We start from the raw sequence: 25,556 nt of genomic DNA on the forward strand, positions 1-25,556 counted from the left end.
CACACCAACGACAGCGGCGTCAATAAAGTGATCCTGCGCTACTCCGATAACTCGGATAACAGCGTCTACAACAAAACCGATGACCTGACCGCGATTTACGCCAGCTTTGAAGGGCTGCATAAATTTACCCGGCAGGCGCAGATCGAATATCTGCTGGCCTTCCACGACTATGACAACGGCAAGGACAACACCGATAACCGTAAAAACTACGGCGCCATTGTCCGTCCGATGTACTTCTGGAACGATGTGCACTCCACCTGGCTGGAAGCGGGCTACCAGCGCGTCGATTACGACCAGGGCGGCGATAACCACGGCTGGAAGCTGACGCTGTCGCAGAACATCGCCATCGGTATGGGGCCGGAGTTCCGCCCGATGCTGCGCTTCTACGTGACCGGCGGCCAGGTGGATAACAAGCGCACCGCGAAGGTTAACGGCACCAAAGACGAGCAGCTGGATTCGTTAAACCTTGGCGGTATGTTTGAGGCGTGGTTCTAAGAGAGTGAAATCGCCCCGGGTCGCGGTGTCAGAGCCCGATCCGGGCTATCAGATCGTAACCTGTAGCCCGGCTAAGCGCAGCGCGAGCCGGGAAGAAGCCGCATCGATATATTCATCCCGGCGCATTCCCCGGGTTGCGGCGTAACGCCTTACCCCGGCTACCACTGGCTTAGGTGGTTTGCAAAAGGAGCCGGAGATCACCTCTGGCTCATCCGGCGAGCGATGCGTTCAAGCTTAATCATCAGCAGCAGCGTGACGCCCACCAGCACGATGGTCAGCGCCGAACCATCGGCAATATTGCCGCGATCGGTCAGGCTGAAAATCGTCACCGGCAGCGTTGTCCAGCCCGGCGGGTAAATCATCACCGTCGCGCCCAGCTCCCCCATCGACAGCGACAGGCTTAACGCCAGTGCTGAAATCATCCACGGCGTCATCAGCGGCAGCGTAACGTAGCGCAGGCGATACCACGGCGATGCCCCGAGGCTGGAGGCGACGTTTTCAATATCGGCGGAAATCCGCGCCAGACCGGTGGAAACGTTGCTGAAGGTAAACGCGGAAATCAGCACGAAGTGCGCCGCCAGAACGATCCAAAAGGTGCCGTTCATCTGCAGCGGTCCCTGGCTGAAGGCCACCAGAATGCCAAGACCCACAGAAACGGATGGGATGGCGCTTGGCAGATAGAACATCAGCCCAAGGTATTTTTGCAGCTTCGCACCGTACTGCCGCAGGGACAGCGCAGCCCACATGCCGCACAGCAGAGCGAACAGGCTGGCGCAAAACCCGACCATCAGGCTGGAAAAGAGCGCATCCCACGCGGCGCCGCGAAACGCGTTAACAAAGTGTCCGAAGGTAAAGCCGGACGGCAGCAGGCCGTTCCACTGCTGGCTCAGGCTGGACATCAAAATCACCGCCAGCGGCAGGAAGAAAAACCCGGCAAACAGCGTCACCGCCAGCGCTCCCGCCGCCGTACGGCCTTTACGCGACCAAATCAACATCGTTAGCTCCTCACGCCGGTACGCGCGGCGGCCAGCCGATAGAGCATAAACAGCCCCAGCGACAGCAGAATATTAATCAGCGCAATCATGCAGGCGACGCTGTAGTCCGACTCGAGAATAGCCTTGCTGTAGACCATCATCGGTAGAGTATTTACCCCTTTGGCGCCGATAAACAGCACGATGCCGAACTCGTTGGTGGTCAACAGCAGACACAGGCTGCCGCCCGCCATTAGCGCCGGCAGCACCGCCGGAAAAATCACCTGGCCGATGACCCGCAGCGGATGCGCGCCGAGGATGCTCGCCGCTTCAAGCTGGCTTTTATCAATCTGCCGCAGCCCGGCCATCAGCGGGCGCATCACCAGAGGGGTGAAGACGGTCATTTCCGCCAGTATGACCCCCTGAATCGAATAGAGAAAATCCACCGGCGGCAGTTCAAAAGCAAACAGCGACATCAGCGTTCCGTTCAGCAGACCGGCGGAGCCGTAAATAAAGGTGAAAGCCAGGGTGATGAGAAAGGTCGGCAGCGCAATAAAGGTATCAATTATCCGGCTAATCAGCTGGCTACCGGGAAACGGGATAAACACCAGAATCAGCGCCAGCACGCTGCCGAGCAGCAGACAGCCTGATGTCGCGATAACCGCGATTTGCAAGGTATTGAGCAATGCGCTGAGAAAGCGCCGGGACTCCACCACCTGCCAGAAGGTTTCGAGGCCCAGATGACCCTCGGTATCGCGCAGCGCCTGTTCGCCGATGAGCAGCAGCGGGTAGAAAAACAGGGTCGCCAGCACCAGCAGCGGCGGCAGCAGCCACAGTAAGGGCCGCAGATGAACAGAGCGACGCGGGAGCGTTAAGATCTGCGACATTATGACACCTCAATCAGGACCGCATCGTTGGGTTCAAAATAGAGCGCCAGCCTGTCGCCCGCACGCGGCAGCGGATTCACGTGGGTCATCACGATACGCACCGCCTCCCCCGCCACGTCGCATAGCAGATGGGTCAAATCGCCCTGCCAGTGCACGGAGGTCAGGATGGCGTTCAGCCGGTTGCTGGTGGCCGATCGCGGCGCGAGACTCATATGCTGCGGGCGAATACACAGCAGCTTATTGTTGCCATGCTGGCCGCCGCGGCTGAACGCGGCGATCAATCCGCCGCCGCAGCTGACGCTGACCAGGCCAGGTCCCGCGGTATCTGTCAGCGCCGTCGCCTGCAGGATATTGGCACGTCCGAGAAACTCGGCGCTAAAACGATTAGGCGGATAGTGGTAAAGCTGATGGGTTTCGCCGTGGGCAATGAGCGAGCCGTCTTTCATGATGCCAATCTTGTCCGCCAGGGTCAGGGCTTCGGTCTGATCGTGGGTGACGTAGAGAATGGTCAGCTCCGGCAGTTCACGGTGCAGACGGGCAATTTCCTCCACCATGTTGTGACGGATTTGCGCATCCAGCGCCGAGAGCGGCTCATCAAGCAGCAATACCCGCGGACGCACGGCGATGGCGCGGGCAATCGCGACTCGCTGCTGCTGGCCGCCGGAAAGCTGGTGCGGATAGCGGCTGGCGTAATCCGCCATGCCGACGATTTTCAGGGCTTCCTGAACCCGTTCAGCGATCTGCGCTTTGGGCTGCTTCTGCGCCCGCAGGCCGAAGGCGACGTTATCTTCTACCTTCATGTGCGGAAACAGGGCGTAGTTTTGAACCACCATACCAAGGCCGCGTTGATACGGCGGCAGGTGGGTAATATCCGTGTCGCCAAGCAAAATTCGACCACCGGCAGGCTGCACAAAACCGGCTATCGCCCGCAGCACCGTGGTTTTCCCGGATCCCGAAGGGCCGATCAGCGCCAGCACCTCACCGGGCTCAATGGTTAATGTCAGCGGCTTCAGCACCACGTTGCCGTGATAAGAAACGCGCAGCGCGTCGAGAGTAATTCCGGACGTCCCCGCCAGCGACGGGGTTGGGGCAACGGTCGTTTTCATTAACATCACGCTTACTCGCTGTCCGTCACTTTATGCCAGCGGGCAATATCCGCCGACAGCGAAACCGCAACGTCGTCCCAGTTGGGTTCCCAGCTTTTCACGCCGTTAAGCGCCGCTTTCGCCGCTTTAAAGTTAGCGTCTTCCGGCGTCACGTCGCTGCGCACCGGCAGACCCCAGGAGAGCGCGCTGACGCTGGACTGAGCGGATTTATCGAGCAGGAAGTTAATCAGCTTTTTACCGTTTTCGCCGTTCGGACCGTTCTGCACCAGGCCGATGGTATAGGGCAGCGCCAGCGCGCTGCGTTCGCCTTGCGCGTCCGCTGGCCAGAAGATTTGCACATTCGGGTTACGCGCCATCTGCGACAGGTTCATTTGCAGATCGCCGTTAGCGATGTACAGCTCGCCTTTATTGACCAGCGCGGTCAACTTACCGGTGGAAGCAGACGGACCAACGTTATTGGCCTGGAGCTTACCGAGATAATCGAACCCCGCCTCTTTGCTCCCCATGCTGTGAAACGCCTGTAGCATGACCGCCGTACCGTCACCCGCCTGCCCCGGCGTCGAGTACTGCAGTTTGTTCCTGAAGCGGCTATCGAGCAAATCCTGCCAGCTGGCCGGCGCGGTTTTCAGCAGCTTACTGTTATAGATAAAGGTCAGATAGTTATTCACCAGCGGCGAGTAGCGGTCGTGTACGCCCGGGATCCGGGCGCTGTCCTGCGGCTGAAATTCGGCCAACAGCTGTTCTTTCGCGGCACGCTGGATAAACGGCGGCACCGTCACCAGCACATCGGCCTGAGGGTTGGTGCGCTCTTTTGCCAGGCGTTCAACAATCGCCCCGGAACCGCCTTCCACGTACTGCACCTTGATGCCCGTTGCTTTGGTGAAAGCGGCGAACTGGTGCTGGTACCAGCTGTTATCACCATCGTGCAGGCCGTCAGCGGAGTAAACCGTGACGATGCCATCTGCCCATACCGGAGAGCTGGTCAGCGCGAACAGGGACAGCAGGGCAAGTCGGGAGAGTTTCATCGTATATGCCTCATCGGGTAGTTAGTCATTCTGGTATAGACCAGATTGTTTTTCACGCTACCGGGGGTTTATGACAAAACGATGAATGAAGTGTGGCGAAAGGATGACGCCGGAGCAGAAGACCCCCCTCCCGGAGGCGGCGCTTGACGCGCCTGTCCGGGCTACCCGTCCGCAAACGGCGGTAAACCCGTAGCCCGGGTAAGGCGCCAGCCGCAACCCGGGAAAACGCTCGGGCTGGACCAATAAAATCAATGGGTATCGACTTCAATACGCAGGCTGTCGTGGCGCCAGTACTCAATATCGTAATCGAGAATTCGCCCGTGCTGATCGTAGTTGAGGCGGCGCAAGAGCAGCGCCGGACGCCCTTCCATCACCCCCAGGGCGTCGGCGGCCTGGGGCGGCATCGAGGTGGGCCAGAACGACAGATGCATACTGGTATATATCAGGTCATAGCGGGTCTGATAAATCTCGGTCAGGCTGCCGTTTAAATCGTGGCGCAGCAGCTCCGGAACCCTGGCGGGCAGACAGTGGTTTTCACAGTAGCAAATCGCCCGCCCGTCGGCATAACGCAGACGGGTGAGCAGGTAAACCTGATCGAATGGCTGCAGCGCCAGCGGCGCCATAACGTCCAGCGGAACGGTGACCAGACGCCCGTCGAGCAGTACCGTTTTCGGCTCCCGCCCCTGTTCCAGGCACAGCTTGTGGAAGTTGGTATTCTGCGTCGGATCCAACCACAAGCGCTCCGGCGTAACAAACCAGCCGCGGCGGTCGGCGCGATAAATCACGCCGCTGGACTCAAGCTGCGCCAGGCTCTCACGCACCGTAATACGCGTGGTGTTGAACAGCGCGCACAGCTCGCGCTCGGACGGCAGCTTATCGCCGCTCTTCAACGCGCCGTTTTGAATACGCGCCTGAAGCTGCGCCTTGATCAGCAGATACTGTGGCGTCTCGCCAGAGGGTGATTTCATGTTCGCTCGCGGCCAAATTTGATGCGCTCATTATACATAACCAGATGAATTTTTTGTTGCAGCGCTACTTTCCCTTTGACCTTTTCGGGGCACGATCGCCATTATAAAAAACATCTGGTATAGACCAAATGGTGAAAACAATGACTTCGCGTAATTATCTGCTGCTGACGCCCGGACCGCTAACCACTTCCCGTACGGTAAAAGAGGCGATGCTGTTCGATAGCTGTACCTGGGACGACGACTACAATCTCGGCGTCGTTCAGGTCATTCGCCAACGGCTGGTGGAACTGGCGACGCCCGCTAACGGCTACACCTCAGTGCTGCTGCAAGGCAGCGGCAGCTACGCGGTTGAAGCGGTACTCGGTAGCGCGATCGGCGCGCAGGGGAAAGTGCTGATTATCAGCAACGGCGCCTACGGCGCGCGCATGATCGAGATGGCGAAACTGATGTGCATTGCGCACCATCCCTACGACTGCGGCGAAGTGGCGCGGCCGGACGCGGCGGCGATCGAACGGATCCTGCAAACCGACCCGGCGATCACCCATATCGCCATGGTGCATAGCGAAACCACGACCGGCATGCTCAACCCGATCGAAGAGGTCGCCGCGCTGGCGAAACGGTACGACAAACGCTACATCGTCGATGCCATGAGCAGCTTCGGCGGCATTCCCATGGACGTCGCCGCCCTGAATATCGATTATCTGATCAGCTCCGCCAACAAATGCATTCAGGGTGTGCCGGGCTTTGCCTTCGTCATTGCCCGGGAGGCGGAACTGGCAAACTGCCAGGGCCGCTCGCGCTCGCTGTCGCTGGATCTGTACGCCCAGTGGCGCTGCATGGAGGATAACCACGGCAAGTGGCGCTTCACCTCACCGACCCATACCGTGCTGGCTTTTGCCCAGGCGCTGAAGGAGCTGGCGGAGGAAGGCGGCGTGCGCGCACGTCATCAGCGTTACAGCACGAACCAGCAGCGTCTGGTGGCGGGAATGCGTGCGCTAGGCTTTCAGCCGCTGCTCGACGATAGCCTGCACTCGCCGATCATCACCGCGTTTTACTCCCCGGATGCGCCGCAGTATCGCTTTAAGGATTTCTATCAGCGGCTTAAAGAGCAGGGTTTCGTGATCTATCCGGGCAAGGTGTCGCAAAGCGACTGCTTCCGTATCGGCAACATCGGCGAAGTGTACGACGCCGACATCACCGCCCTGCTGGCGGCCATCAAAAACGCCATGTACTGGCAATGCTAAGGAACCGTCATGAACCGTATTAACGCCGTTATTCTTGATTGGGCAGGCACCACCGTCGACTTTGGCTCCTTCGCGCCGACGCAGATTTTCGTTGAGGCCTTCCGTCAGGCTTTTGCCGTGGAGATTACGCCCGAAGAAGCCAGGGTGCCGATGGGTCTCGGCAAATGGCAGCATATTGAAGCGCTGGGGAAACTGCCCGCCGTGGACGCCCGCTGGCAAGCGAAGTTTGGCCGGGCGATGAACGCTGCCGATATCGACGCGTTCTATGCTGCTTTTATGCCGCTGCAGATTGCCAAAGTTGTCGATTTTTCTGCGCCGATCGCCGGGGTTGTCGACACCATTGCCGCGCTGCGCGCCGAAGGCATAAAAATTGGCTCCTGTTCCGGCTATCCGCGTCCGGTGATGGAAAAGCTGGCGCCGGCCGCCGCCGCGCAGGGCTATGCGCCTGACCACTGGGTGGCGACGGACGACCTCGCCGTCGGGGGACGGCCAGGCCCGTGGATGGCGTTACAGAACGTCATTGTCCTCGGCATCGACTCGGTAGCCCACTGCGTCAAGGTTGATGATTCCGCTCCCGGCATTACCGAAGGATTAAACGCCGGGATGTGGAGCGTGGGTCTGGCGGTTTCCGGTAACGAATTCGGCGCCAGCTGGGAGGAATATCAGCAGATGAGCGCCGAAGAGATCGCCGCCCGCCGCGAGCACGCTGCCGGGAAGCTGTACGCCGCCGGTGCGCACTATGTGGTGGATACGCTGGCGGATTTGCCGGGCGTGATTGCCGACATCAACCGTCGTCTGGCGCAGGGCGAACGCCCGTAGTTTTATTGACGATTCGCCTGACTGCGGCCCCATTACACTCGTACTTTCGTCGCCACCAGCAGGCCGGTCAGCAGCATCAACGTACCGGAGAGGACCAGCGGCGAGAGCAGACCAAGGTGATCCAGCGCCACGCCGCCAACCGCGGCGCCGCAGGTGTTGGCCAGCTGGATCACCGCCACCTGAATCGACCCGGCTTTCTCCGCCTGATCGGACAGGGAGCGGGTGATCCACGTTGACCAGCCAACCGGTATCAACGCGAAGGCAAAGCCCCAGATAACGGCAACCGTCGACGCCACGATTTTACTCTCCCCCCACAGTACCAGCACCGCCGCGCTGATGGCCAGCACCACCGGGGCAACCGCCAGCGCCGCTTTCACCGAACGTTTGAGCAGCATCGAAGAGAGCGAGGTGCCGACGAAGCTGGCGATGCCGAAGCTCAACAGCACCAGCGTCAGGCCGTCAACGTCAAAGCCTGCCAGCGTCATATACACCGGGCGAATATAGGTAAAGAAGGCGAACTGGCCGGCGAAGGCCATAAAAATGGCACACATCCCGGCCATCACGCCGGGGCGCTTTAGCAGGCCGAACATATTTTGCTGCGCCGAGGTCGACTCGCCCGGCAGAGACGGCAGCGCCTTCAGCACCCAAATCGTACAGACCACCCCCATCACCGCGGCGCCGTTAAAGACGTTACGCCAGCCGATAATCCCACCGAGGAAGCTGCCCAGCGGCGCGGCGATCACCAGCGCTATTGATACCGCGCCAAAAATAACCGACAGGGCTTTGGGCACCACGCGCATCGGCACCAGCCGCATGGTGAGCGACGCCGACATCGCCCAAAAGCCGCCCAGCGCCAGCCCGAGGCAGGCGCGGCCGAGCAGCAATAACGCAAAGCTGTTGGCAAAAGAGACCAGCAGGCAGGAAAGGGTCAGCAGAACCGAAAACAGAATCACCACGTAGCGGCGATCGGTACTGCGGATGATCGAGGTGATAAACAGGCTGGCGAACATCGCCACGAACGCCGTGGTGGTGACCGACTGTCCGGCAACCCCTTCGGAGATGCCTAAATCCTGCGCCATCGGCGTGAGCAGGCTTACCGGCAGGAACTCAACGGTAATCAGGCAGGCGACGCAGAAGGCCACCGCAAAAACCGCCGACCAGTTGGGTCGCGCCGCCTGATGAGCCTGTGGCGTAGAGGCATTCGAAGGAGTCATAAGTTACCTGCATGGTTGAACACGGGGAAGCCGCGCAGTGTAACATTTTAAATGTGACGAATTTAACGTTTTGACAACTTTCTCACCAGCATCGCCAACGGACACAAGGTTCGCAGGATTAAAGATGGAATGCGATTCGCTTACCGGTTGGCAGCTTAACATCAATACTGAGTTCCCCCCCGAGCGCTGCAACATAGCGCTTCAGCGTTGACAAACGCGGGTCGTTATCAGCCTGTTCCATTTTTGCTATGGTGGGTTGTTTAACGCCCATTGCCTTAGCCAGCTCTGCCTGAGACATATTGAGTTCTTCCCTTAACATACTTAAAGCGATAGCCTGGCGCATCTCCTCGACTTTTTCAGCAATACGCGCCTGGCTTTCCGGGCTCTGTTTGGCCATTAATTCTTTAAGGGTCGCCATATTTTTTCCTTACTGATTAAGGTGCTTACGGTACTCAGCATCTGCAAGCTTGATCATATCTTTATAGAATCTCTTTTCATTTAACCCTGTTTTATCTCCGGCGCATAACACGATGCCACAACGAGAAGGGTCAAATACAAAGAAAGCTCGGATGGGTCTACCTTGATGCTGAATGCGCAGCTCTTTCATATTCGAAAAGGCAGAATCGTTTACTGTATCCGCAAACGGCCTTCCCAACCGGGGGCCATACTCGGATAAGATCACCATTGCGGCGAGCATATCCTCTTTGAGCGCTTCGGTCTGCGCCTCAAACCACTTGTCAAAAACCTCCGTTGTTTCAACATCCCACATCAGCGATCCCTCATAGCCAATAAGCTATAAGTAAATTATAGCCTACTAGCTATAAAAGCAACCCCTCTTTATAAAATGACTTACGCATTGGCTAATCTGCTGTCACGTGCCGCCGTCGCCAGCCCAGCCCGCTAATGAGGATTTCATTGGAAGGACGGCCAGATGATGGCCCTTTGTTACGATGACTTATGCACCGGTGGCCTCATCGGCGTGACGTTTAACGAAGCCAACAGTGCACCGGGAAGTGATATCAGTGCAGCCAGTGGACGCCATCCTCCGGCAAAAACAGCGCGTTATAGCGCTCCTGCAAAGCGTGCAGGTCGCTCACTTCCGGCTCCAGCTCGCGAAGAAAACCTTGTGCCAGGCGGATTTGCGCTTCGGTAATCGGCGCCGCGAGGCGGGACTTTTTCATCAACCGATACCAGTAGTGCAGGTTCTGCTCGCTGCCGTCGACGATAGCGACCTGCCAGATCAGCAGCACCTGCGCAGCATTTTGCAAATGCGCTTCATTCGGCCGCTCCAGGTAGCGCAGATACTCGTTGCCGGCGGTTTTTCCCAGCTGATCGATCATCGATTCCAGCGGTACCGGCGTAATGCCTAACCGTTCGCTCAGACGGCGAATCGCACGGCGTGAATCAGAGGTAAGTACCCGAAATCCCACAACAAATACCACTATCAGCGTGGCCAGTCCTAACCAGATCATGCATCCTCTCATTCAATACCCGTCATACTTCAAGCTGCAGATGCGTTGGCTACGGATTACTCGGCCCATCCATGGGCCTCGCCCTGACGGGCCGCCGTTACAGGACGTTCAAATCTGCTCCCGGCAGATTTGTCGTTCACCTCAGTCACATAGTTATCTATGCTCCTGAGGATTAATGAGAGGCTCCTGCCTCTCACCGGAGGCCAGCCTTCGGCTGGTCAAATTCGTTCCCGACGAATTTGTCGCTCCCTTGCCGCCTTTCTGCAACATGAATTATTTAGGGTATCCCGCAGCCCCACTATCATAATGGGAAATTGCCCGCTGTCGACTGTCGGTGGTACCAGAATGTGACTTATCGCGACCCCGTCTCGCTATCATCAAACCGCCCGGCAAGAGGTATAAAAAAGCCCGGCGCAGGGGCCAGGCAACGTGACTCACACCCAATGACTCAGGCAGTCTGCAAAGTTTGCGTCTTTTTCTGACGGCGGATTTTACGTTCTTCAAACACCGCAACGATGGCCATCAGGCAGATGCAGCCAATCGCCGCCGCATCCAGCGCCGCAAAGGTGCCCGCCCAGCCGGTGAGACCGAAAATCGGCGTACCGTCGGCAATCATCCCGAGGCCCAGCTTGGCGAAGCTGTCGCCGATCAGATAGGCGAAGGTGCCCTTGATCCCGTCGGCAGCGCCAATCGCCTTTTTCGGCACGAAACCTACCGCGGCAACGCCGATCAGCAGCTGCGGGCCAAACACCAGGAAGCCCAGCGCAAACAGCGAGGCGAGATAAACGTACTGGTTGCTGGCGTGCTGATAAACCCCCAGGGTGGCGATAATCAGCGCCAGCGCAATGCAGGCCACCAGCGCGCGACGACCGTTTGCCAGATCCGACAGCCAGCCCCACAGCAGCGTGCCGACCAGCGCGCCCACTTCAAACAGGGTAAAGCCCTGAATCGCCACCTCTTTGGAGAGCTTCAGCTCCTGGAAAGCGTAAACGGTGGACCACTGGTCGATACCGATGCGCACCACGTACAGGAAGATATTGGAGAAGCACAGCAGCCAGATGACTTTGTTCTTCAGTACGTACTCGACGAAGATCTGCCATTTGGTCATGGCGTTCTCTTCCGTCTCTTTATCCTCTTCGCTGATCTCTTCGCCAAACAGCTCTTCGGCGTTACCGAGGCCGTAGGATTCCGGGGAGTCGCTGCCGAAGCGCAGGCCGATAAAACCGACGATCAGCGCGATAATCGACGGGAAGATAAACATCCCGATCACGTGGCCGTCGAACAGGTAGTTGGCGCCAAACAGCGCTACGCCCGCCGCGCCGGCGCCGCCGAGGTTGTGAGAGATATTCCAGAAGCCGAGGAAGGTGCCGCGTTTACGGCGGGGCGTCCACTTGGTAATAGTCGAATAGCTGCATGAGCCGCCGGTGCTCTGGAAAAAGCCGCTCAGGGCGTAGAAGACGATCATCAGGAACAGGCTGGTCGACCCTGCGCCCATGCTGGCGCTGAAGCCAAGCATACAGATGGCCGAAAGGATCAGCATAAACGGCAGAAACTGCTTAGTGTTCTTACCGTCTGCGTAGTAAGAAACCAGCGTTTTACCGACGCCGTAGGTGATTGAGAATCCGAGACCGATCATCCCCAGCTGCGTCATGCTCAGCCCGTAGGTGGAGATCATGTCGTTCTGCGCGATGTTAAAGTTTTTGCGGATCAGGTACATGGTCAGATAGCCGATGAAAACCACCAGATACGACTGCATGAACGGTTTGAACCACATTTTGCGCCGCGCTTCGAGCGGCAGGTCCAGGGTTGGCTTACGCACCTGGTTTAAGAAGGCCAGCATGATTGGGTGACTCCTGAGCTGATTTAGTACCTGCGAATGGCAGGCATTGTAAAAATCAGCCGGGAGACTCGCCTGAGACAGCGTCCAGGCGAAACCGGGAAAATTTCTTAGTTTTACGCCATTCGGCGAAGAAAGGTGAAGTGGGTCACGCTTCTCGCGGCGCCTGGGCGTTTAAAAACGGCAGCAGCAGCAGGGCGGAAATGCCGGCGGCAATGGCGATAACCACGAAAAAGCCGCTCCAGTGCCAGATTTCCATCACCTGCGCCAGCGGCCAGCCGGAGAGCGATGCGCCAAGATAGGCAAACAGGCCAACAAAGCCGGTTGCCGCCCCCGCCGCCTCTTTGTGCGAGCACTCCGCCGCCGCCATGCCGATCAGCATCTGTGGGCCAAAAACGAAAAAGCCGGTCGTGAAGAAGCAGGCCGCCTGCATCACGTAGCTGGCGAACGGCATCAGCCAGAGGCCGCCCACCGACAGCAAAATACCGGCGGCGAAAATCAGGTTCATCGGCCCGCGGTTGCCGTTAAACAGTTTATCCGAGCCCCAGCCCGCCACCAGCGCGCCGATAAAGCCGCCCACCTCGAACATGGTGACCGCCGAATTCGCCGTGACCAGATCGACGCCGAGCGTTTCCGACATATACAGGTTGCCCCAGTCGTTAATCGCCGCGCGCACCACGTACACCAGCACGTAGCACAGCGAGAGCAGCCAGATATAGGGATTCAGCAGCACGTATTTGGTGAGGATCTCTTTACGGGTCAGGCCAGCGCCCTCCTGCTGCTGGGCAATCTCCAGCTCATCGTGCCGCCAGTCGCCCACGGCGGGCAGGCCGACCGCCTGCGGCCGGTCGCGCAGCCGCCAGCAGAGAAACAGTCCGGCGAGGATCGCCAGCATGCCGGCAATCATCATCCCCGTTCGCCAACCGTAGTGCAGCGCCGCCGCGCCAACCACCATCGGGATCAGCGCCCCGCCGACGTTATGCGCCGTATTCCACAGCGCCCACCAGCCGCCGCGTTCGGTGCGCGAATACCAGGTCGTCAGCAGACGGGCGCACACCGGCGAGCCCCAGCCCTGGAAGAAGGCGTTCAGCGCCCACAGCAGCGCGAAGGCCCACAGCGAAGTGGAAAAGCCAAACAGAATATTCACCACGCCGGTAGCGACCAGACCGATGCCCATAAAATAGCGGGCGTTAGAGCGGTCGCTGACGATACCGGAGAAAAATTTCGACAGCCCGTAGGTGATGTAGAACAGCGTTGCCAGCAGGCCGATATCGCTGCGCGTCAGCACGTTGCTGGCGAGGATTTCCGGCACGGCGGCGTTAAAGCTTTTACGCGTAAAATAAAACAGCGCATAGCCCAGCCAGATGGTCAGCAGAATATGCCGACGCCAGTAGCGGTAGCGCGCGTCCAGCGCCGGTTTGTCGGTAATCGGCGGAGCAGCGGGCGGGGATTTCAAAAAGGCAAACATCGTCGCTCCTCAGGCGTAGCGCAGCGGCAGGCTGACGCAAACGCGGGTGCCGTGGGTGCAGGAGATGGTTAAGGTGCCGCCCAGCGCGCTGACGCGCTCGCGCATGCCGGTCAGGCCGAAGCCCTGCTGACCTGAGCCCGGCGGCAGGCCGCAGCCGTCGTCCTCCAGCACCAGCATCAGCCGCTGCTCCTGCTGCCAGCCCTGCAGCGTGACGGCGCTGGCGCTGGCGTGTTTGACGATATTATTCAGCCCTTCCTGGCAGACGCGGAACAGGGTGACGCGCTGGTTTTCGCTCAGCAGCGACTCATCAATGCGCCACGCCAGATGGCTGACCATACCGCGGTCCTCCAGCTCCATTTCGCGCATCAACGAACGCACCGCCTGTTCAAGCGTCAGGTCGTCCAGCTGGCGCGGGCGCAGGCGGCCCAGCAGGCGGCGCACCGAATCATAGACGCCGAGCGAAAGCTGCTCAATCAGCTGGCCGCTCTGCCTGACGCTGGCGCTGTTAGGCGCCAGACGCTGGACGATCCCCGCCTGAGTACGGATGGCGGTGATGGTCTGCCCGATATCATCGTGCAGCTCGCGGGCCACCTCGCGGCGCACGCTCTCTTCGGTTTCCAGCAGGCGTTCCGCCAGCCGCTGGTTACGCACCAGCTCGTTTTGCAGCGACTGATTCAGCTCGCGCAGCCGCTGAATGCCTGCGCCCAGCAGCAGGCCCGTCAGGCTTTGCGCCAGCAGCGAAAGCAGCAAATCCACCGGATGATCGTGCCAGCTCTGGCTGGCAATCAGCGCGATGGCGTTCATCAGGGTCGCGATCAGCGCGCCCTGCCAGCCGTAGTGCCAGGCCAGGGCGATAATCGGCAGCGCCAGGCAGAAAGGCGTAAATCGCGAGAGCTCGGCGGGCAGCCCCAGCTGGAGCCAGAGACTGACGCTGAACAGCAGCAGGTACCAGATAAGATGCCGCCCGCGCCAGTTTACCGGCTGCGAGACCAGCGATGGCCCCAGCGGCCGCCAGACGGTACTGGTAAGGTAGTGCCAGATAACCAGGCAGGTAGGCGCCAGCGTCAGGCCGCCGGTCAGGGTCAGCAGCAGCGCGTTCAGCCCCTCCTTGCCTTCCGGCAGCCACGGCAGCGACTGGAGCAGCGCAGCGGCGATCAGCGCCCCTCCCTGACGCAGCAGGGTGAGCCAGTCACGCTGCTGGCGATAGCGTGAGATCAGCGCCACCGGCAGCAGGGTCAACAGACTTCCGGTCATCAATATTATCGGGTGCGCCAGCGCCACTTCCTGCGCCAGCCAGAAGATCAGCAGCCACTCAGCGCCCAGCAGAACCGGCCAGTAGCCGCGCGGACACTGCAGCATCAGGCCAAGACGCAGGCCAAAGGGGAAAAGCAGCACCGCAAGATCGGCACGCTCCACCAGGTGCAGGCTGATGCTCCACAGGCAAAACCATGCGGCGGAAAAGATAAAGCAACAGCCAATAACCGAGAGCAGCCGGGAGAGAAAGGCGTTCATTGCCAGCTATCGAACATGCGGCGCGCCAGCTCGACGTCGTTGCTGACGCCCAGCTTTTCCAGCAGATTGGCGCGATGAACGTGCACGGTTTTTGGCGACAGGCCCAGCTCGGCGGCAATCTCTTTTACCGCCATCCCCTGCGCCAGCTTTTCCGCCACCTCGCGTTCGCGTTTGGTGAGCGGGTCCCGTCGCCCGGCCGCCAGCTTCATGGCGATATCCGGCGTCAGGTAGCAGCCGCCAGCCGCCACGGTGCGGACGGCGGCGATCAGCTCATCCGGGCTGCAGCGCTTGGAGAGAAAGCCGCGCGCGCCGGCGTTCAGCGCCTGCTCCACCAGCGCCGGGCTGTCGTGCACCGACAGCATCACGATCGCCATCCCTTTAGGCAACTGGCTTAACAGCTCAAGCCCGGAGATATCCGGCATCGAGATATCGCAGATACAGACCTGCACGCCGCGGCCGGGCAGCCCCGCCAGCGCTTCGCGACCGGAACCGAATTCGGCGACGACCTGAAAATCGGCTTCCAGCCCCAGCAGCTGGGCAAAGCCGGAGCGGACGATAAGATGATCGTCAATAAGGGCGATTGTGGTCATGGCGATTCCTGGGGAGGATAAAAAACGCGCTTACCTTAACGGTATAAACGTCATCCTTCAAGCTGCCTCTGTTCCCCCCAGTCACTGACTTCAGTCAGCTCCAGGGGGATTCTCAGAGTTGCCGCCCTGATGCGGCTTGAGTGATTTTGTTTATCGCGCGCAGCGGATCAAGCCGCGAGCGATTATTCGAAGAACACCGCGATTTTGCTGAACATGGAGGGATCGGACTGATTGCGCACCACCTTCTCAACGTCTTCCAGCTTTTCGATCTGGCTAATCATCTGCCCGAGGCGCTGATCGTCGTTGACCAGTAGCCAGATGCGGCTCTGGTTGCTGTCCGGGATCGGCAGACAAAGAATGCCTTCCACGTTAAATGCGCGGCGGGCAAACAGGCCGCAAACGTGGGTCATCACGCCAGGGTGGTTGCGCACGGTGAGCTGTAGAATAACGTTTTCATGAGTCGCTTGTTGCATGGCTTATTCCCCCACCATTTCAGTATTGGCCGCACCCGGCGGTACCATCGGATACACTTTTTCTTCGGCATCGATACGCACGTGGATCAGCGCCGGACCCGGGCGGTCGATAATCGCCTGCAGCGCCGCCTGCGGATCGGCTTCGTTATTTAAATCACAGGTTTGCAGACCAAAACCGGCGGCGATCTGCATAAAGTTGACCATGCCAGGATAGGTCGCGGCGAACACGCCCTGCTTGTAGAACAGGCTCTGCTGCTGGTGAACCAGCCCCAGCGCTTCGTTATTCATCAGGATAATTTTCACGTCCAGCTGATTTTCCGCCGCGGTAGCCATTTCCTGAATGTTCATCATCAGGCTGCCGTCGCCGGAGAAACAGATGACCTTGCGCTGCGGGTTAGCCAGCGCCGCGCCTACTGCGGCAGGCAGACCAAAGCCCATGGTGCCGAGGCCGCCGGAGGTCAGCCACTGGCGCGGGCGGTTGAGCGGATACGCCTGCGCGACCCACATCTGGTGCTGGCCGACGTCGGTGGTCACGATTGCCTCATCGTCAACGCAGGCGGCAACGGCGTTAATCAGGCCATAGTGGGTAAGCGGGTCTTGCTCCTGCGGAATGGTGCAGGGGAACTCCCGCTGCAGATCGGCCACCAGCTGCAGCCATTCGCTGCGCGGCTGCGCCTCGACCTGCGGGATCAGCTGCGCCAGCACTTCGCCAACATCGCCCTGAATCGCCACGTGCGGCTGTTTGATTTTGCCCAGCTCAGAGCGGTCGATATCAACGTGGATAATTTTCGCGTTCGGGCAGAACTGCTCGGTTTTACCAATCGCCCGGTCATCAAAACGCGCGCCTAAAACAACTAATAAATCAGCCTCTTGCAAAATAAAATTGGTGCTGCGCGCGCCGTGCATCCCCAGCATGCCCAGCGACAGCGGATGCGCTTTCGGCAGCATCCCCAGCGCCATCAGGGTCTGGGTGGTTGGCAGGTTGGCTTTTTCCGCCAGCTGGCGAATGGGCTCAGGCGCGTTGATCACCCCACCGCCCAGATAGAGCACCGGACGCTGCGCGGCGTTAATCATCGCCGCCGCTTCACGCACGCTGGCGCTATCGAACGTCGGAGGCGCCGTACGGGCGCCGGGTTCCGGCAGGGCGTCAAGCTCAATGGTCGCGGCCTGAACATCCTTAGGAATATCTATCCACACCGGCCCTGGTCGCCCGGACTGCGCGATGCGAAACGCGTCGCTTATCACCTGCGGCAGCTCAGCAATGTTGCGTACCAGATAGTTATGTTTCGTGATGGGGATAGAGATACCGTAGGTGTCGACTTCCTGGAAAGCGTCGGTGCCGATCATTGAGGCCGGAACCTGGCCGGTAATGCACACCAGCGGAATCGAATCCAGACGGGCGTCAGCGATAGCGGTGATCAGGTTAGTGGCTCCCGGGCCGCTACAGGCCATACACACCGCCGGTTTGCCCTCGGTGCGCGCCATGCCCTGGGCGATAAACCCCGCGCCCTGCTCGTGACGCGCCAGAATATGGCGGATCTGCGTGCTTTGGCTTAACGCATCGTAAATGGGAAGGATGGAGCCGCCCGGAATGCCGCTGACCGTAGTGATCCCCTGACGCTCCAGTAAATGAACGACTAACTGTGCGCCAGTGAAGCGCATTTTTTGTGATGTTGTGCCCGAACTTGCCATGCTCCAGTCCTTTTATTCTGGGCCGACTTACCGGGGGGCATGAAACGAAAAACCCCGCTCGGTTTGCGCCGGCGGGGTTTGGAATTCGTGTTGTTCCGGACCCTACGGCGCGTTGCCGACGACGACCACCACAGACACGACGACCACCGCGGCAGGCGCGGTTAGTAGTAGGGTCGAAGTCAGCGTGGTAGCGTTCATGAGGGACCTGTTGTCTCAAAAAAGGGAATGAATTTATACAAACACAGCTTTTGTCATTTCACAATGGATTTATTTTCAACCAGGAGAAACTGCGCGGAAGATCACATTAATTTGCGGCGGGATAAAAACAAAAAACCCCGCCGCGGCGAGGTTTTCTGTTCGGTGTTTTTACGGTTGGTAGCCGCAAGCACACTGTATTACGTCAACGAAAAAAGTATACGCGATCGGGGAAGAAGGCGCAATTTTCACGATGGTTTTTGCTGATTTAGAGTATGGATCGCGTATACAAATTTGTCCAAAAAATACTGTTCATATATACAGTATTCATTCTATACTGAGGGGGTACGCAGGGGGAATCTGGGGCCGCACTTTTACCGGCGCAAAAAAGTCCTGGCTGAAACGGGTGGTGCCGTCAGCGCCTTAACCCCAGAAGAGCACACTGTGTTACGTCAACAAATACCCCGAATTATTGAGTCCGCCACCGGCAGGTGGCGCCTGAATATGACGGGTATACCCTGGCTGGCAACAGGCGGCGGAAAGGTACGCCAGCCGGTTGTGCTCCTGAACCAGAGGAGACGCGTATGGGCGGAGTGGATATCGTTGTTCTGATCCTGAAACTCATGGTTGCCGTGTTGCAACTACTTGATGCAGTCCTGAAGCAGTTCCGCTGATTCAGGTTCAAGTCGCACCTGAGAGGGGCGGGAAACCGCCCCTCTACAGGCTAACCTGACGGAGAAAAATTATGGCACCGTTGTTGATCGCCGCTATCACCCCGGACGAACCTGGTTTTTCGGCACTCCGCGCCGAAAGCCTGGCGCAAAACCTGAACATGCTGCGTCGCCTGGCGGAGAACTGGCAGAACGGGGAAAACCGTTTTAACGCGCCGGGAGAAAAGCTGCTGGGGGCTTTTGCGCACGGGCAGCTGGTCGGCGTGTGCGGGCTTAACATCGACCCTTTTAGCCAGCAGCCGCGGGCCGGTCGCATCCGCCATTTGTATATCGCCGAGCGCCATCGTCGGCAGGGGATCGGGCATCAGCTGCTGGTCTCGGTTATCACCCACTCCGGCAGCAGCTTTGATTTTCTCAACACCCATGCGCCGTCAACGGCCTGGTCGTTTTATGAAAATCTGGGATTTCGCCCGATATATGATGAACCCCGGGTCACCCATCGTCTGTTCTGTTCGCTCTAGCCGCCGCTGGCTGCTGAAGAGTGCGCATGTTACAGTCCGTTGACGATTTATTCCCCAGCGCCAGGCCGCAATGACCATTACCGTATTCTGTATTTTGCTGTTCGCCGCCCTGCTTCACGCCAGCTGGAACGCTATAGTTAAAGCCAGCGGCGATAAAATGTACGCAGCGGTAGGCGTTAGCGGCTCTGCCTCGCTCATCGCCCTGGTTCTGCTCCCTTTTGCCCCCCAACCCACGCTCGCCAGCGTGCCGTTTCTTGCCGTCTCCTGCGCGCTACAGGTGGTGTATACGGTGCTGGTGGCAAAAACCTATCAGGTCTCGGATATGAGCCAGACCTATCCGCTGATGCGCGGGACCGCCCCGCTACTGGTGGCGATAATCAGCGTCGCCTTTCTTGGCGACACTCTCTCCCCGCTGGCGTGGCTGGGCATCGGCGTCATCTGCCTGGCGATTCTGGCGATGGCCTTTAACGGGCGCGCCAGTTCGAGCCAGGGTATCGTACTGGCGCTGATCAACGCCTGCTTCATTGCGGGCTACACGCTGGTCGACGGAACCGGTGTGCGGCTTTCAGAAACCGCGCTGGGCTATACCCTGTGGACCTTTTTTATGAACGGCTTCTGTCTGCTGGGCTGGGCGATGATTGCCCGACGCCCGCAGGCCAGCCGCTATCTGCGCCAGCACTGGAAGAAAGGCATGGTCGGCGGCGTCGGTACCATGGGCTCCTATGGCCTGGCGCTGTGGGCCATGACCCAGGCGCCGCTGGCGGTGGTAGCCGCCCTGCGCGAAACCTCGATTCTTTTTGGCGCGGTTATCGCGTTTATCCTGTTGAAAGAGAAGGTAGTTCCATTGCGCATCGCCGCCGCCTGCGGCATTGCCGCCGGGGCGATTCTGCTGCGGCTGTCGTAATCCACACATGGCAACATTAGTTGCCGACTTTCGTTTACAAAACCTGCCTGAACATCCCCGACAATCCCCCCTTACAGGGTTGTTCTGTCATTTTTATGTGGTAGATTCCTCCATCGTTTAGCGGGTGTGCCAGTCACATATTCTTCATCTCCAACTTTATACAAAGTATTCATCGACATGAAACGGCATAAGAACTTCAATTTGTTGTTGATGCTGGTGCTGCTGGTGGCCGTAGGCCAGATGGCGCAGACCATTTATATTCCGGCGATTGCCGATATGGCGATATCGCTCAACGTTCGCGAAGGCGCGGTGCAGAGCGTAATGGCCGCTTATCTGCTGACCTACGGCGTCTCGCAGCTTTTCTACGGCCCGCTCTCCGATCGCGTTGGCCGCCGCCCGGTGATCCTGGTGGGAATGTCCATTTTTATGCTGGCGACGCTGGTTGCCATTACCACCCATAGCCTGCCGGTGCTGATTGCCGCCAGCGCAATGCAGGGGATGGGTACCGGCGTCGGCGGCGTGATGGCGCGAACCTTGCCGCGCGATCTGTATGAAGGGGCGCAGCTCAGGCACGCCAATAGCCTGCTGAATATGGGGATTCTGGTTAGCCCGCTGCTGGCGCCGCTGATTGGCGGCATTCTCGATACCTTATGGAACTGGCGGGCCTGCTTCGTATTTCTGCTGGTACTTTGCGCCGGCGTCACCTTCAGCATGGCGCGCTGGATGCCGGAAACCCGGCCCACCGGCGCGCCGCGTACCCGGCTCATCACCAACTATAAAACGCTGTTCGGTACCGGCGCGTTCAACTGCTATCTGCTGATGCTGATCGGCGGCCTGGCGGGCATTGCCGTATTCGAAGCCTGTTCCGGCGTGCTGATGGGCGCGGTACTGGGTCTGAGCAGTATGTCGGTCAGCATTCTGTTTATTCTGCCGATCCCGGCGGCGTTCTTTGGCGCCTGGTTTGCCGGCCGGCCGAACAAACGCTTCCCGACGCTGATGTGGCAGTCGGTGATTTGCTGCCTGCTGGCGGGGGTGCTGATGTGGATCCCTGGCCTGCTGGGCGTGATGACCGTCTGGACCCTGCTGGTTCCCGCCGCGCTGTTCTTTTTTGGCGCGGGGATGCTGTTTCCGCTGGCGACCAGCGGCGCGATGGAGCCCTTCCCGTTCCTCGCCGGCACCGCCGGGGCGCTGGTGGGCGGGCTGCAGAATATCGGTTCCGGCGTGCTGGCGTGGCTGTCGGCGATGATGCCGCAAACCGGTCAGGGCAGCCTCGGCCTGCTGATGATGCTGATGGGATTGCTGATTCTGCTGTGCTGGCTGCCGCTGGCGTCGCGCTTTCATCAACACCAGCAGCCGGTTTAAGGCTTCTTTGCGGGTTCCCCGGGTCGCGACGCGGCGCGTCTTACCCGGGCTACAAATGACGGACGCCGATAAACCCGTAGCCCGGCTAAGCGCAGCGCAAGCCGGGAAGCAGTGGCGAATTATCAGCCCCGGCATATTTCCCGGAGGCGGCGCCTGACGCGCCTGTCCGGGCTACCGGCCCGCAGACGGAGGTAAACCCGTAGCCCGGTCAGCGCAGCGCCAACGGGATGAAACTAAGCCGGTCATCATAATTGCGCCTGACTCTGCAGCCAGTGGATAAAGGCGTCAATTTTCGGCCACTGACGGCCCGGCAGGGTCGTCACGTAGTAGTGCTGATGGCACTTCAGGGTCATCTCGCCGAACGGTGCGATCAGCTCGCCGCTCTCCAGGCGCTTTTGCACCAGCCGCTTACGCCCCATCGCCACGCCAACGTGATTCATCGCGGCAATCACCGCTAAATCCGAACGATCGAAGCCAATACCCGACGATTGCGGCAAATCGACGGAAAATGTCTGCGCCCAGCTGAACCACTCATCGGTGCCGGAATCGTTGCTCCACGCCTGACGATCGTGCAGCAGCGTACAGTGGCGAAGATTGCCGGGGTTCTGCTGTAGCTGATGCTGGCGCGCGTAATCCGCCGTGCAGACCGGTACGATGGCCTCATCCATCAGAAAATGGTGGCTCAGCTGCGAGGAAGGCGCATCATCGAAGTAGATTGCCAGATCGATGCCCGCGCGCTGCATATTGACGTTATCGTTGCCGGTCAGCACGGTAAGCGAGATCGACGGATAGCGGCGGGTAAAATCGCCGAGCGCGGGAACCAGCCAGCACTGGGCGATGGACGGGCGCGAATAGACCGTTAACGTCCCCGACAGCTCCTGGTTTTTAATATCCAGAATTTCCTGGTTCAGGCTATCCAGCGAGGACTTCAGCGCCCAGAACACCCGCTTACCTTCATGCGTCAGCTCTACTTTGCGGTGCGAGCGCACAAACAGCTGGATCCCCAGCTCTTCTTCCAGCTGATTGATACGGTGGCTCACCGCGCTGGGCGTCAGCGACAGCTCCTCCGCCGCCAGCGCAAACGACTCATGCCGGGCGGCGACTTCAAAGGTATACAGCTTCGATAGCTGCCAGCCGTTAAGCAGGCGAGTGCCTAACTCTTTTAGCGTCTCCATCTCTTACTCCTTCACAATTCCCCGCCGAGTGTAAGAAATTTTTCGCGCCAGCTGCGCATTAAAGATGAATAAAAGTGATGCATAGCACACATAACAGACAATTTTAGAGCAAAATCACCTTTTTGATTCAATCTGATTCACCTGAAGGGCCGTTTATATCGTTTGTCAGCGCGTGCCGTTTTTCTGTTCAATACCCATAGATTATTCACAGGCGAGGTGGGGTATGGAATCTCAGATCTGGGTTGTGAGCACGCTGCTGATCAGCATCGTGTTGATTGTATTAACTATCGTCAAACTGAAGTTTCACCCGTTTCTGGCGCTACTGCTGGCAAGCTTTTTCGTCGGTGCCATGATGGGCATGAGCCCGCTGGATATGGTTAACGCCATTGAGAGCGGGATTGGCGGCACGCTGGGCTTCCTTGCGGCGGTGATTGGGCTGGGAACGATTCTCGGCAAAATGATGGAGGTCTCCGGCGCAGCGGAACGTATCGGCCTGACGCTCCAGCGCTGCCGCTGGCTGTCCGCTGACGTTATTATGGTGCTGGTGGGCCTGATTTGCGGGATCACCCTGTTCGTTGAAGTGGGCGTGGTGCTGCTGATTCCGCTGGCGTTTTCCATTGCCAAAAAGACCAACACGTCGCTGCTGAAGCTGGCCATCCCGCTGTGTACGGCGCTGATGGCGGTGCACTGCGTGGTGCCGCCGCATCCGGCTGCGCTGTTCGTCGCCAACAAGCTGGGCGCGGATATCGGAACGGTGATCGTTTACGGTCTGCTGGTGGGCCTGCTGGCCTCGCTGGTCGGCGGCCCGCTGTTCCTGCGGCTCCTCGGCAACCGCCTGCCGTTTAAAGCGGTGCCGGCTGAGTTTGCCAACCTCGAAGTGCGCAAAGAAGAGACCCTGCCGTCGCTGGGCGCCACGCTGTTTACGGTGCTGCTGCCGATCGGCCTGATGCTGGTAAAAACCATCGCCGAACTGAATATGACCAAAGGCGGCACGCTGTATATGCTGCTGGAGTTTATCGGCAATCCGATCACCGCCATGTTTATCGCCGTCTTTGTGGCCTACTACGTGCTGGGTATCCGCCAGAATATGGGCATGAGCACTCTGCTGACGCATACGGAAAACTGTTTCGGTTCTATCGCCAATATCCTGCTGATTATCGGCGCAGGCGGGGCCTTTAACGCCATTCTGAAAACCAGCGGCCTGGCCGATACGCTGGCGGTGATTCTGTCGAACCTCGATATGCACCCGATTCTGCTGGCCTGGCTGGTGGCGCTGATTCTGCATGCCGCCGTCGGTTCCGCCACCGTCGCCATGATGGGCGCAACCGCCATCGTCGCGCCGATGCTGCCGCTCTATCCCGGCGTGAGCCCGGAAATCATCGCTATCGCCATCGGCTCCGGCGCGATTGGCTGCACTATCGTGACGGATTCCCTGTTCTGGCTGGTTAAGCAGTACTGCGGGGCAAGCCTTAACGAAACGTTCAAATACTATACCACGGCGACCTTTATCGCTTCGCTGCTTGCACTGGCCGGTACATTCCTGCTTTCTTTCATCATCTGAGCGCAAAGAGACGTAATATGAAAAACGCTGACATGACCACTTTACTCGCCCAGTTTCCTCTACTGGAGGAGCTGATAGCCCTGAAAGAAACCACCTGGTTTAACCCGTCAACGACGTCGCTGGCGGAGGGGTTACCCTACGTTGGCCTGACGACTGAAGACGTTCAGGACGCCCACGCCCGCCTCGATCGTTTTGCGCCCTATCTGGCGGAAGCCTTTCCGGAAACCGCCGCCACCGGCGGTATTATCGAATCCGAGCTGGTGGCCATCCCGGCAATGAAGGCCCGGCTGGAAAAAACCTTTCGTCAGCCCATTGCTGGCGATCTGCTGCTGAAGAAAGACAGCCACCTGCCGATTTCCGGCTCGATTAAGGCCCGCGGCGGCATTTATGAAGTCCTGACCCACGCGGAAAAACTGGCGATCGACGCGGGATTGTTAAACACAGCCGACGACTACCGCAAGCTGCTGACCCCCGAGTTCAGGACGTTCTTCAGCCAGTACAGCATCGCCGTTGGCTCCACCGGCAACCTGGGGATGTCGATTGGCATAATGAGCGCGCGCATCGGCTTCAAGGTGACGGTCCATATGTCCGCCGACGCCAGAGCGTGGAAAAAGGCCAAACTGCGCAGCCACGGCGTGACGGTGGTGGAGTACGAAGAGGATTACGGCGTGGCGGTTGAGCAGGGGCGTAAAGCCGCCGAGTCCGACCCGAACTGCTTCTTTATCGATGATGAGAACTCGCGCACCCTGTTCCTCGGCTACTCCGTGGCCGGCGAGCGGCTAAAAGCGCAGTTTGCCCGCGAAGGGCGCGTGGTGGATGCCAGTCATCCGCTGTTTGTTTATCTGCCGTGCGGCGTTGGCGGCGGCCCCGGCGGCGTGGCGTTTGGCCTGAAGCTGGCGTTTGGCGATAACGTCCACTGCTTCTTCGCCGAACCGACCCACTCCCCTTGCATGCTGCTGGGGGTGTATACCGGCCTGCATGACCAGATTTCGGTTCAGGATCTGGGAATTGATAATCTGACCGCCGCGGACGGTCTGGCGGTAGGCCGCGCTTCCGGTTTCGTTGGCAGGGCAATGGAGCGCCTGCTGGATGGGTTCTACTCTCTCGATGACCAGACAATGTACGACATGCTGGGTTGGTTAGCCGAGGAAGAAGGTATTCGCCTGGAGCCGTCCGCGCTGGCCGGCATGGCCGGGCCGCAGCGGGTCTGCGCCAGCCAGGCGTATCAGCAGATGCACGGTTTCACCGCCGGGCAGATGCGCAATGCGACCCACCTTGTGTGGGCAACCGGCGGCGGCATGGTGCCGGAAGAGGAGATGGCGCAGTATCTGGCAAAAGGACGGTAAACCTCCCGTCAGGTCAACGCGATGGCGACGAAGCTTCTTTCGTCGCCA

The 25,556-nt window shown here is 59.2% G+C and carries 26 protein-coding genes; 9 read left to right on the top strand and 17 right to left on the bottom strand.

All coding sequences use genetic code 11. The features are described 5' to 3' along the window. Positions 1-495, top strand: a 495-nt coding sequence (locus tag FQK12_RS09230; RefSeq protein WP_146295702.1) for a carbohydrate porin, incomplete at its 5' end; no start/stop codon positions are given. A gap of 197 nt (positions 496-692) precedes the next feature. Here the strand turns inward: FQK12_RS09230 and phnV are convergent. The 5 genes from phnV to phnR all read right to left on the bottom strand — a co-directional run bounded on the left by phnV (position 693) and on the right by phnR (position 5,452). Continuing rightward, complete coding sequence (gene phnV / locus FQK12_RS09235; protein WP_014227306.1) at positions 693-1,490, bottom strand: 2-aminoethylphosphonate ABC transport system, membrane component PhnV; 798 nt, start codon at positions 1,488-1,490, stop codon at positions 693-695. 2 nt (positions 1,491-1,492) lie between these two features. Continuing rightward, a complete protein-coding gene (phnU, locus tag FQK12_RS09240) occupies positions 1,493-2,353 on the bottom strand; it encodes a 2-aminoethylphosphonate ABC transporter permease subunit (RefSeq protein ID WP_004855607.1) in 861 nt (286 codons plus the stop codon). Then, positions 2,353-3,465, bottom strand: coding sequence for a 2-aminoethylphosphonate ABC transport system ATP-binding subunit PhnT (phnT, locus tag FQK12_RS09245; protein WP_014227307.1), 1,113 nt, complete (start codon positions 3,463-3,465; stop codon positions 2,353-2,355). Before phnT ends, phnU begins: the two co-directional genes overlap by 1 nt. Before the next feature lie 5 nt (positions 3,466-3,470). After that, positions 3,471-4,484, bottom strand: a complete 1,014-nt coding sequence (gene phnS, locus FQK12_RS09250) for a 2-aminoethylphosphonate ABC transporter substrate-binding protein (protein ID WP_014227308.1) — start codon at positions 4,482-4,484, stop codon at positions 3,471-3,473. 248 nt (positions 4,485-4,732) lie between these two features. Continuing rightward, positions 4,733-5,452 carry a phosphonate utilization transcriptional regulator PhnR gene (phnR, locus tag FQK12_RS09255; protein WP_014227309.1) on the bottom strand — a complete coding sequence of 240 codons (720 nt, stop codon included), beginning with the start codon at positions 5,450-5,452 and terminating at the stop codon, positions 4,733-4,735. A 140-nt stretch (positions 5,453-5,592) separates the two neighbouring features. On the opposite strand from phnR, the gene phnW reads away from it, so the two are divergent. After that, a complete protein-coding gene (gene phnW, locus FQK12_RS09260) occupies positions 5,593-6,696 on the top strand; it encodes a 2-aminoethylphosphonate--pyruvate transaminase (RefSeq protein WP_014227310.1) in 1,104 nt (367 codons plus the stop codon). Positions 6,697-6,705: 9 nt separating this feature from the next. Then, complete coding sequence (gene phnX / locus FQK12_RS09265; protein WP_014227311.1) at positions 6,706-7,515, top strand: phosphonoacetaldehyde hydrolase; 810 nt, start codon at positions 6,706-6,708, stop codon at positions 7,513-7,515. A gap of 32 nt (positions 7,516-7,547) precedes the next feature. Here the strand turns inward: phnX and nepI are convergent, their stop codons facing one another. The 11 genes from nepI to ivbL all read right to left on the bottom strand — a co-directional run bounded on the left by nepI (position 7,548) and on the right by ivbL (position 17,971). Then, positions 7,548-8,729 (bottom strand): purine ribonucleoside efflux pump NepI, encoded by a 1,182-nt coding sequence (nepI, locus tag FQK12_RS09270; protein WP_014227312.1) that lies wholly within the window; start codon positions 8,727-8,729, stop codon positions 7,548-7,550. A 118-nt stretch (positions 8,730-8,847) separates the two neighbouring features. Further along, the gene (locus tag FQK12_RS09275; protein WP_014227313.1) at positions 8,848-9,147 is read right to left on the bottom strand and encodes a helix-turn-helix domain-containing protein; all 300 of its coding nucleotides are present in this window, start codon (positions 9,145-9,147) and stop codon (positions 8,848-8,850) included. Positions 9,148-9,156: 9 nt separating this feature from the next. Continuing rightward, positions 9,157-9,498: a type II toxin-antitoxin system RelE/ParE family toxin gene (locus FQK12_RS09280; RefSeq protein ID WP_014227314.1), complete on the bottom strand. Its 342-nt coding sequence runs from the start codon at positions 9,496-9,498 to the stop codon at positions 9,157-9,159. 250 nt (positions 9,499-9,748) lie between these two features. Continuing rightward, positions 9,749-10,201, bottom strand: a complete 453-nt coding sequence (locus FQK12_RS09285) for a DUF1198 domain-containing protein (RefSeq protein ID WP_009653860.1) — start codon at positions 10,199-10,201, stop codon at positions 9,749-9,751. 448 nt (positions 10,202-10,649) lie between these two features. Beyond that, the gene (uhpT, locus tag FQK12_RS09295; RefSeq protein ID WP_014227315.1) at positions 10,650-12,041 is read right to left on the bottom strand and encodes a hexose-6-phosphate:phosphate antiporter; all 1,392 of its coding nucleotides are present in this window, start codon (positions 12,039-12,041) and stop codon (positions 10,650-10,652) included. A gap of 145 nt (positions 12,042-12,186) precedes the next feature. Beyond that, positions 12,187-13,506, bottom strand: coding sequence for an MFS transporter (locus FQK12_RS09300; RefSeq protein WP_014227316.1), 1,320 nt, complete (start codon positions 13,504-13,506; stop codon positions 12,187-12,189). A gap of 9 nt (positions 13,507-13,515) precedes the next feature. Next, on the bottom strand, positions 13,516-14,997 hold the full coding sequence (uhpB, locus tag FQK12_RS09305; protein WP_162097182.1) for a signal transduction histidine-protein kinase/phosphatase UhpB: 1,482 nt from the start codon (positions 14,995-14,997) through the stop codon (positions 13,516-13,518). Between the two features lie 17 nt (positions 14,998-15,014). Then, positions 15,015-15,608, bottom strand: coding sequence for a transcriptional regulator UhpA (gene uhpA / locus FQK12_RS09310; protein ID WP_004107112.1), 594 nt, complete (start codon positions 15,606-15,608; stop codon positions 15,015-15,017). Positions 15,609-15,790: 182 nt separating this feature from the next. Then, positions 15,791-16,081, bottom strand: coding sequence for an acetolactate synthase small subunit (ilvN, locus tag FQK12_RS09315; RefSeq protein ID WP_004855635.1), 291 nt, complete (start codon positions 16,079-16,081; stop codon positions 15,791-15,793). 3 nt (positions 16,082-16,084) lie between these two features. After that, positions 16,085-17,773, bottom strand: coding sequence for an acetolactate synthase large subunit (gene ilvB / locus FQK12_RS09320; protein WP_004855639.1), 1,689 nt, complete (start codon positions 17,771-17,773; stop codon positions 16,085-16,087). A gap of 102 nt (positions 17,774-17,875) precedes the next feature. Next, positions 17,876-17,971 carry an ilvB operon leader peptide IvbL gene (gene ivbL / locus FQK12_RS09325; protein ID WP_004107123.1) on the bottom strand — a complete coding sequence of 32 codons (96 nt, stop codon included), beginning with the start codon at positions 17,969-17,971 and terminating at the stop codon, positions 17,876-17,878. 581 nt (positions 17,972-18,552) lie between these two features. On the opposite strand from ivbL, the gene tisB reads away from it, so the two are divergent. The 4 genes from tisB (at position 18,553) to emrD (ending at position 21,426) form a co-directional block, all read left to right on the top strand. Then, positions 18,553-18,642, top strand: a complete 90-nt coding sequence (gene tisB, locus FQK12_RS09330) for a type I toxin-antitoxin system toxin TisB (protein ID WP_004107126.1) — start codon at positions 18,553-18,555, stop codon at positions 18,640-18,642. Between the two features lie 71 nt (positions 18,643-18,713). Then, positions 18,714-19,160: a GNAT family N-acetyltransferase gene (locus tag FQK12_RS09335; protein WP_004855646.1), complete on the top strand. Its 447-nt coding sequence runs from the start codon at positions 18,714-18,716 to the stop codon at positions 19,158-19,160. A 70-nt stretch (positions 19,161-19,230) separates the two neighbouring features. Then, entirely contained in the window at positions 19,231-20,064 is an 834-nt protein-coding gene (locus FQK12_RS09340) for a DMT family transporter (protein ID WP_014227319.1), read from the top strand. A 177-nt stretch (positions 20,065-20,241) separates the two neighbouring features. Beyond that, a complete protein-coding gene (emrD, locus tag FQK12_RS09345; protein WP_004855651.1) occupies positions 20,242-21,426 on the top strand; it encodes a multidrug efflux MFS transporter EmrD in 1,185 nt (394 codons plus the stop codon). A 245-nt stretch (positions 21,427-21,671) separates the two neighbouring features. On the opposite strand, the gene dsdC is transcribed toward emrD, so the two are convergent. Continuing rightward, positions 21,672-22,601 carry a DNA-binding transcriptional regulator DsdC gene (gene dsdC / locus FQK12_RS09350; RefSeq protein ID WP_014227320.1) on the bottom strand — a complete coding sequence of 310 codons (930 nt, stop codon included), beginning with the start codon at positions 22,599-22,601 and terminating at the stop codon, positions 21,672-21,674. A gap of 223 nt (positions 22,602-22,824) precedes the next feature. Between dsdC and dsdX the strand changes: the two genes are divergently transcribed. Together dsdX and dsdA are read left to right on the top strand one after the other, a co-directional pair. Continuing rightward, on the top strand, positions 22,825-24,162 hold the full coding sequence (dsdX, locus tag FQK12_RS09355; protein WP_004116631.1) for a D-serine transporter DsdX: 1,338 nt from the start codon (positions 22,825-22,827) through the stop codon (positions 24,160-24,162). A 17-nt stretch (positions 24,163-24,179) separates the two neighbouring features. Then, complete coding sequence (gene dsdA, locus FQK12_RS09360; RefSeq protein ID WP_014227321.1) at positions 24,180-25,508, top strand: D-serine ammonia-lyase; 1,329 nt, start codon at positions 24,180-24,182, stop codon at positions 25,506-25,508. Positions 25,509-25,556: the final 48 nt, after the last annotated feature.

The sequence above is a fragment of the Klebsiella sp. ME-303 genome (assembly GCF_007910085.1).
In the GTDB taxonomy this organism is placed as follows: domain Bacteria; phylum Pseudomonadota; class Gammaproteobacteria; order Enterobacterales; family Enterobacteriaceae; genus Klebsiella; species Klebsiella michiganensis.